Source organism: Psychrobacter sp. (assembly GCF_018260395.1).
Classification (GTDB): Bacteria; Pseudomonadota; Gammaproteobacteria; order Pseudomonadales; family Moraxellaceae; genus Psychrobacter.
This window is the reverse complement of the sequence record NZ_JAGLBC010000123.1, coordinates 1-7272: the sequence shown is the minus strand read 5'-3', so window position 1 is coordinate 7272 and position 7272 is coordinate 1. Positions and strand designations below refer to the sequence as shown.

At 41.1% G+C, this 7272-nt stretch carries 10 protein-coding genes; all 10 read right to left on the bottom strand.

Translation table 11 applies throughout. The features are described from left to right. Positions 1–39: 39 nt before the first annotated feature. The 10 genes from QZ265_RS08860 to QZ265_RS10955 all read right to left on the bottom strand — a co-directional run bounded on the left by QZ265_RS08860 (position 40) and on the right by QZ265_RS10955 (position 7267). Positions 40–543, bottom strand: a complete 504-nt coding sequence (locus QZ265_RS08860) for a hypothetical protein (RefSeq protein ID WP_296405420.1) — start codon at positions 541–543, stop codon at positions 40–42. Positions 544–552: 9 nt separating this feature from the next. Then, a complete protein-coding gene (locus tag QZ265_RS08855; RefSeq protein ID WP_296405418.1) occupies positions 553–1173 on the bottom strand; it encodes a hypothetical protein in 621 nt (206 codons plus the stop codon). A 74-nt stretch (positions 1174–1247) separates the two neighbouring features. Further along, positions 1248–1871 carry a hypothetical protein gene (locus QZ265_RS08850; RefSeq protein WP_296405416.1) on the bottom strand — a complete coding sequence of 208 codons (624 nt, stop codon included), beginning with the start codon at positions 1869–1871 and terminating at the stop codon, positions 1248–1250. Between the two features lie 3 nt (positions 1872–1874). Next, entirely contained in the window at positions 1875–3347 is a 1473-nt protein-coding gene (locus QZ265_RS08845; RefSeq protein WP_296405414.1) for a hypothetical protein, read from the bottom strand. Continuing rightward, positions 3331–3660, bottom strand: coding sequence for a hypothetical protein (locus QZ265_RS08840; protein WP_296405413.1), 330 nt, complete (start codon positions 3658–3660; stop codon positions 3331–3333). The genes QZ265_RS08845 and QZ265_RS08840 overlap by 17 nt, the downstream gene beginning before the upstream one ends. Beyond that, entirely contained in the window at positions 3657–4100 is a 444-nt protein-coding gene (locus tag QZ265_RS08835) for a hypothetical protein (RefSeq protein WP_296405411.1), read from the bottom strand. Before QZ265_RS08835 ends, QZ265_RS08840 begins: the two co-directional genes overlap by 4 nt. Positions 4101–4113: 13 nt before the next feature. Further along, positions 4114–4653, bottom strand: a complete 540-nt coding sequence (locus QZ265_RS08830; protein ID WP_296405409.1) for a hypothetical protein — start codon at positions 4651–4653, stop codon at positions 4114–4116. Positions 4654–4727: 74 nt separating this feature from the next. Further along, a complete protein-coding gene (locus QZ265_RS08825) occupies positions 4728–5630 on the bottom strand; it encodes a hypothetical protein (RefSeq protein WP_296405408.1) in 903 nt (300 codons plus the stop codon). Between the two features lie 36 nt (positions 5631–5666). Then, positions 5667–7040, bottom strand: a complete 1374-nt coding sequence (locus QZ265_RS08820; RefSeq protein ID WP_296405405.1) for a hypothetical protein — start codon at positions 7038–7040, stop codon at positions 5667–5669. A gap of 71 nt (positions 7041–7111) precedes the next feature. Further along, a complete protein-coding gene (locus tag QZ265_RS10955; protein WP_366513687.1) occupies positions 7112–7267 on the bottom strand; it encodes a BspA family leucine-rich repeat surface protein in 156 nt (51 codons plus the stop codon). Positions 7268–7272: the final 5 nt, after the last annotated feature.

Below are 7272 nucleotides of genomic sequence, written 5' to 3'. Positions count from 1 at the left end.
CTTGACCATCAATACCATAACCATCGGATAACGTTAAATTCACGGCCATCTACCCGTTGTATAATTAAACTCAATACTAGATTGTGGGCTGGCTTGATTGGATGATGGCGCTATAAAGTCAACACTAAAAGGATGTGTATTAAATGCTTCTAGCTTCATTAACACCATTGCATCACGATAGTTTTGCTCGGCCTCTGAGGATGTTATGCCTACCGGCTGTACTCCAAGATTTTGGGCGCCTTCCATACGTTTTGCTTGCATTAAATCACATCGAGCCTTTACCACTGGTCGCATAATTGACCACTCGTGATTATAAAGTTGAGTGGATCCATCGATCAAAAGCGGTAAATTATCTTCAGTATCATCTAAGGTAAACGCATGTAAAAAACCGGCCCACGCAATATAATCACGGCATACGTCAATGACAATTGATAAAACATCGGTATCTAACAGCGAATAACCTGTTGTTAATAACTCGTCGTATAAATGGCTTGCGATATCATTGATATCGCCCTCCAAATAATTATCTTGTCTGATCGCCATTGTTTAACCTTAACCAAAAATAGACACGCCGCCGCTGCTGCTAATTGGTGAATAACTGCCAAACGCATTTAAAGCGCTCATTAATGTATTTGCATAAACATCATTCTTGCCAGCCCCAATCTCACCAGTCTGGCCAAAATAGTTATAACGACAAGTGACCTGAATTTGTAAAATCTGACTGCGGCTTGCTGAATCAATCTCGCCGCCACCGTCTGGGAAGGTAATCGCACAATCTTTGAGTAGGTACTCATGTTTGCCTTTGATGGTATTCCCATCTGAGGCGAATCCATCATAAATACGAACCAATGGAATCTCACCTTTGTGTTTGTTGACGATATCTTCAGCAAATTTAGCAATGGTACCTGATTCGGTTTCAATCATTGTCCATTGGCTCTCAAAGTTGGTTTTAGGCGGCGCGGTCACATGGCTTTGTAGGCCATATGCATAATCAACGTCTGCGGTATCATGATTGGTAATCATAGGACGCTGGAAGTTTTGAATTAAAATATAAAGGTTTTCATAACCTTCTGGCTTACAAACAGCGTTACATGCAAGCATGGCTGCGCCTAATGATTTGGCTAGCTCGTGCATTTGTGAATAAGCTTGTAAGGTAGGTGAATTGCTTTTCATAAAAAATAACCCTAATCAATAAATGTTAGGGTTATTTTGATGGATAGTAGGACTTAGTCTTTAGGGGTGTTCCATTAGTAAGGGGATAGGTAGGCTACATGATATGGCATACCTACCATCGCTGCACCTAAATTAATATCTTTAAATTCTATTGAAACAGCAATTTCAGGTACGATATGCCAGGGTACCAATTTTTGAAGGATTGGCGCTATCTCAGTGATATCACTATTACTTGAATCTAAGGTTAATGCAATACGAACGCGGCTGGTTAAAAACGTGCCTGGTAACTGCCTCTCAGTGACATTTTTAGGGTAAGTATCAACAAGCGCTTTAGAGTGCCATAACCTTAATATTCTGTTTTTTCTAGGGAATAGCATATCAAGTACAAACTGCAAAAAAGCAAGGCCGCGTTCACTTGCCATCGACTGCCAATTAGCTAATATCATCGCCATAATATCATCTGATAAACCATCTTCATCTTGACGCAATATCACCAGGCCATTTAGTTTACTAAAGCGCTCTAAGACTGTTCTGCCGCCTTGCCAGGGTATGCCGTAATTGTGCATATCGTTAAGTTCATCTAAGCTAAACTCATGAATCAATTTAGCGATTAGACTCACTGTGGCTGCCTCTAAATCATCCGCTTGATGGCTTTTAGCTAAGGGATTAATAAACTCTAATGCGGTAAGCTTATTCATGGATTACAACGTCCAAATCGAGGTGCCAGTATCGGCTGTTCTCGTAAATTCAATAGTGATGCTATCTTCAGTAATATAGGCCCATTCATGCGGCTTAATGGAATTATCATTTGTATTTTCGGTGATCACTGAGAAATCACTAATCCTATCTTGAAAAGCGATAATATCATTTCTTATCTTGATAGATATTTCCTGCTTATTGAAACCATCTGGATTAGGGTAGCTTGCTGCCAATGTGTGCTTGCCAAAATTTTGTAGCAGTAATTCTTTAATCTGTGTTTTCACTGAATCCATATCATGCACTGAAGCTAATCGGCCTGATATGGTGATTTTATAAGGTCTTTCCACCACTGGTATCACATAAACTCTATCTGTTAGTAGGCTATCGGCTTTGGCAATCAGTTTTTTAATATCATCAATCAATAGCGCTTGCTCTGACTGTGTTTTGGCTGATACGGTTAAAAACAAGTGATTGATAGCATCAAGTGATGGGCCATAGTTTTTCTCATTAATCGCCTCATTCCATACGGCCATATAACTAAAGCGCTGCATAAAATGTTTACGAATTAAAAAATCAAAATTACCCATAAATACGGCGTTTTGGTCGTACATTGATGGGAAGCTTGCCAGTAAGCGCATCTGTGCAACGGATAACGGATCAGCGCCGGCACGTACCATATCGCCAGCTTTAAAGTACATATTCAACTTGCTTTCATTAGACGCGTAAATCTCGCTTAATGCAGCCGCCCCAAGCGTTGACACATCAACCTCACCATAACACTGCGTAATAGATATCGTGAAGCTATCGCCGGCTTGCGCGGTTAGGCCGGCGCGGTCTGAATCCCCAAAAATCACGCTTATATTTTGAAGGTCATCAGTTTGAAGGTTGTAAACAGCCTGGCCTAATGCAGCGTTCATAAACTTTGGGGTGTAATCGTAAACTTGGTTTTGAGTGGTATTTACCACGCGTAAGCCAGCAAAATAGGCGTCATCACTTGTCGCCACATTAATTCTAAAAAAAGACTCGGTAACTGGTATGGTGGTGTCGTTATGAATAATAACACTTTGCTCGGTTAGCACTTTTTTTGTATCACCAGGCTCAATCGTGATTGACGTCATAAGCCGCCACTGCCTGCCAGTACCATCCTCGATTAAACGGCCCTGGCTTAAATTAACCTGGTCGGTACCTTTATTTTCAATCGTGATTAAATGCTGACAAGGGGTTGCTACTGGTAAAATCCCTTTATTGATAGCATCGGCAATAATTGTACTTTCTTTTGACTTGATAAACGGCTCGACAATATTGACGCTATTGTCACGAATCAACCATAACACCGTCTCTACTGCTGATATGAGCATGGCTCTTACAGTAGGGTCGCCGGCGCGCCAGCGCTCTGCAATATCCGGATAATCATTGAGGTTGCTATCAATACTAGATAGCATTTTTTGGCGTATTACATTACTTTGCACTGACATTGTAATAATCCTGCTCAATATCGGTTATAGGGTTGTCGTTTAATCGGATATCTATATCACCAATGGATAAAAAAACATTAAGCTGATCAAATCCTACCGGCTGTGTTGATATGCTAAGCTGATTGTCATTTAATCTACCAATAAGTGGTATATCTAGTCTTAATTTATCGATAAAACTATCGGCTACCTCTGCGGATAATTCTTTTAATAGCAGTGCTTTCGCATCTGCGCCGTAACTTTGCGAGAAGTACCCATTAGGTGGCGTATTCAGCCAATGATGAATCATTGCTTTTATATTTTCCGCGGTTATCACTTAATACCTACCTCTGATAAAGGGGTGTCTATCGGAATAGAAGCCAATAACGATTGTTTACGGCCTTTAGCCTGCATTGGCATCTTGGACGCGTCAATAAACTTAGAATGAGAAATACAAGCCAATAGCACATCAAGCCAGGTAAATGCTATACCTATAAACCCTAAAATAGCCAATAAGCCAGCGGCGCCATATCCCCACGCCTGAGCTGTGATAATGGCATGATAAAAGCGCCATAATAAAAACAACAAAAAGACAATAAGTGGGCCACTAAATACAACTGATCGCTTTAAATATTCACCGATGGCAATTGATAGGGTGTGAGGATCAATAACTGCTTTAAAGAGATTTAACCGGCTTAAAATATCAACATAGGCATAAAATATCATGACAAATAACATGCCGGACAAAAAGAAGTCTATTATATAAGCGTTTCTCATACCCTATCCCTTATTAAGCCGCGTTCTGCTTTAGCACTTGCTCAAGCTTGGTTTCAAGATCGGTTTTTATCTGTGTTTTGGTTGTAATCTCTGTATCTAGCTGAGTGCTTGTCTCATTCAGTGCTGATAGTATTTGGGCCTTGTTTTGTGGCGCGCGGCTAGACTTGGTTTTCATTACCACTGTCTTAGCTTGCTTATTACTGAAGGCCGCTTGCCCTCTGGTTACTATTGACGCTATTTCATCAACTGAGGCGTTAAAGGCTGGCTTGTACGTGTTGTCAAAGTCACCGGTTGTCGGTTGTGTTTTGCCGTTGATATCGACACGGAATAAATCAATGCCGCCGCCTTTGGTTGCGCTGTCTGATTCACGCAAGTAGATTTTGACCGATTGGCCGCCCTCTAAAGCGATAAGCACTGGCCTGGCACTGGCACCTGATACGCGAGCTACTTTCATCACCTCTGTTACAACAATTTGCTGCTTAGTACTTTTAGATAACCGCTGTGTAAAGTCTTTAACAAGCGGCGTATTTTCGTTTATCTCTGATAGTTTCATAAAAAAATAACCCCAACGTTTTAATGATGGGGTTATTATCTCTTAACTCATGCTTTATATATAAGGGTGTTCCACTATACGCCAGTGCTACGGCGGTAATGACCTGCTTTTAAACCACGACTCATATTTTTAGCTTTTACTGGGTCTATATTATAAATACCGCGCTTTAAACCTTTAGCAAATGACAGCATACGTTTTTTAACAGCGGTACCTGTGGTTGATTTCTTACGCGCTTTCTTTAAAGCTGATTTTTGCGCTGGACTTAGGCGTACCTTACCAGCAATGCGTTTATTTACAACAGTAAGCTTGCCATTACGAACCGCTTTAACGGCCTTATAAACAACGTTACTATTGCCTACTTTACGTTTGGTCGTTTTACCAACGCTTAATGGCTTTCTAGCTGCATCGTACATACCTTCATCTTCCAATGCTTCTTCTTCTGGTGTCTCTAGCATTTCATCATCACCATACGCGAAGGTTGCAATGAAGTTATCCAAATCGCTATCGGCTGGCATGTTTTCTAAAACAATTTCAGAAGCCGCTTCGATAGCTGGGTCGGCAATTTCAGTATCACCATCAAAAATATCTGAGATCATATCATCGTCAACGCCTAGTGATGATAACGCATCTGAGATATGGGCCGCTAAAATTGATTTAACAGTTGAATCAATTTCATCATCGTCATCATCTGGATCCTCATTGAATGACTCTAAGATAAGGCTATCAAGTAATTCACTTGGCAATAAATCTTGATCTGCAAAGTCTACTTCATTGACAATGCCAGCCATCATTAAAACGATTTGCAGCGCGGCCAATCGCATCTGTGTCGTCGCATGTGTGGCTTGGCGTTCATCGATTAAATCAAATTCAATGCCTTCAGCTGCTTTTTTGGCATCTTGGGCTGAGTCAAATTGATACTGTTCGCGCTCAAATCGACGCTCTAAATTACGGTTAATAATATAATCAGGTGTTAACATTTTCGTGTCCTTATGTTTTTACGAAGTTAAAAGTAATTATTTAGTGATTGTGGTTTCAAAGTAAACTTGACGCGCGCATCCTTCAGGGCGCTTGATAAGTTTAATATCCACTTTCTCAAATGGATTGTCGGCTCTTGGGGTGATATCAAGGCCGTAAAACTTGCCAGCAAGCTCTGCGACTGGTTGCAGTAAACCGGCTGAGCTTGTCGCATTTAAAAAGCGGCGAATTTCTGCATCTGCATCATCAACATAGCTACTCATACCCTTTAATAAATGCTTTTTAGCAATGCTAACTACGGCATTATCGACATAAGTAGTGATTTCGGCGGCGTTAATTAGACGTAAAGCGCTTGTCTTACTATCGTATTGCGTTAAGGCATCACCGTAAATCCAGCGATCACCGGCATCAAAGCGCTCATTTAAAACCACGTTTACGCCAGCGGCGGCTAGTGCATTTTGGGCTTCTTCATCAAGACTTACACCAGGCAGTGCTTCCATATTTCTAAAGCTTAATGGAAAATCATAGCCGGCAATCGGTCTATTTACCGGCGGTATGCCGGATGAATTGGTACTCGCATTGCGAATCAATAACTGTCCTAGATAATCACCAACGCAAGGGCGCCATTTTTTACGTGCTAATACACTTGAGCTATTGGCTGGGCGTGATACGTTCGGATTCCAAAATAACCATAATCGATGGTCTTTAACGTTGATTGATTCTGCAAGCGCGGCGGCTGAGGCCCAATCATTAATCTTGCCAATATCTAACAGTACATGACAGTTAAGCTTGCTCATAACTTTAGCGACAGCTTCAATCACCGGCACGTTACTGGCTTCACATACGACAAGATAACGAGGACGATCTCGCATATCTACCAGGCTGCGCGTGATCTGTTCTGGTGTGCTATCGACAACGCTTGTCGCTGGCACGTTTACCACGGCTTCCGCTTTACGATAGGTGCCTTGATTCTTATAAGCATTAACCGCTTTTAAAGCATTGATAATATCAGTGGCTTGTGCTGGGTTGTAAGTGGTTTCAATGGTTTCAAAAAAATCATTGTCGCCGTTTAATGCGCCGTGAAAGTCTAGTTTTTCAGTGATATAACCAAAATCATTTGGATAATTGATTTCAAGCTCGTCAGCGCCGCCGCCAGTGTATAAACGGCCTTGTAAGCGCGTGATAACACTATCATCAATCTTATCAGCAAACGTGATATCAAAGATTAGATTGTTTAAAGGGTCATTTGGCTGTGTCGGCGATTTATCATCGGTCACTTGTAATTTGACAACAACGTTATTATCAAAAGCGTATTCCGTGACAAATTCAACGCTTGCCAGCGCGCTAAATACCTTACTGGTGGTCACTGTAATGGAAGTGGGTAGCACGTTTAAATATAATTGAGTGGTCATAAAAAATGCCTATACTGTAATGGGTATAGGCATAGTATAGAATTAGCTTGAATGATTAATTAGGGGTGTTCCTAATGGGTATTTTCACCACGAGGACACGTTCCCCAAACTGGCTTAGGTTTAGTCCATGCGGTAGCATCGTTGTCAAAATTATTTGGTTTAGATGCTATATTAGCTACGCACCATTGTGATAAGTCTTGATTAAACGATGATGCACCAGCAAACATATAAT

Coding starts and splice junctions, on each gene's coding strand:
- QZ265_RS08850 (WP_296405416.1), bottom strand. CDS start 1,871: ATGAATAAGCTTACCGCATTAGAGTTTATTAATCCCTTAGCTAAAAGC.
- QZ265_RS08855 (WP_296405418.1), bottom strand. CDS start 1,173: ATGAAAAGCAATTCACCTACCTTACAAGCTTATTCACAAATGCACGAG.
- QZ265_RS08830 (WP_296405409.1), bottom strand. CDS start 4,653: ATGAAACTATCAGAGATAAACGAAAATACGCCGCTTGTTAAAGACTTT.
- QZ265_RS08845 (WP_296405414.1), bottom strand. CDS start 3,347: ATGTCAGTGCAAAGTAATGTAATACGCCAAAAAATGCTATCTAGTATT.
- QZ265_RS10955 (WP_366513687.1), bottom strand. CDS start 7,267: ATGTTTGCTGGTGCATCATCGTTTAATCAAGACTTATCACAATGGTGC.
- QZ265_RS08860 (WP_296405420.1), bottom strand. CDS start 543: ATGGCGATCAGACAAGATAATTATTTGGAGGGCGATATCAATGATATC.
- QZ265_RS08825 (WP_296405408.1), bottom strand. CDS start 5,630: ATGTTAACACCTGATTATATTATTAACCGTAATTTAGAGCGTCGATTT.
- QZ265_RS08835 (WP_296405411.1), bottom strand. CDS start 4,100: ATGAGAAACGCTTATATAATAGACTTCTTTTTGTCCGGCATGTTATTT.
- QZ265_RS08820 (WP_296405405.1), bottom strand. CDS start 7,040: ATGACCACTCAATTATATTTAAACGTGCTACCCACTTCCATTACAGTG.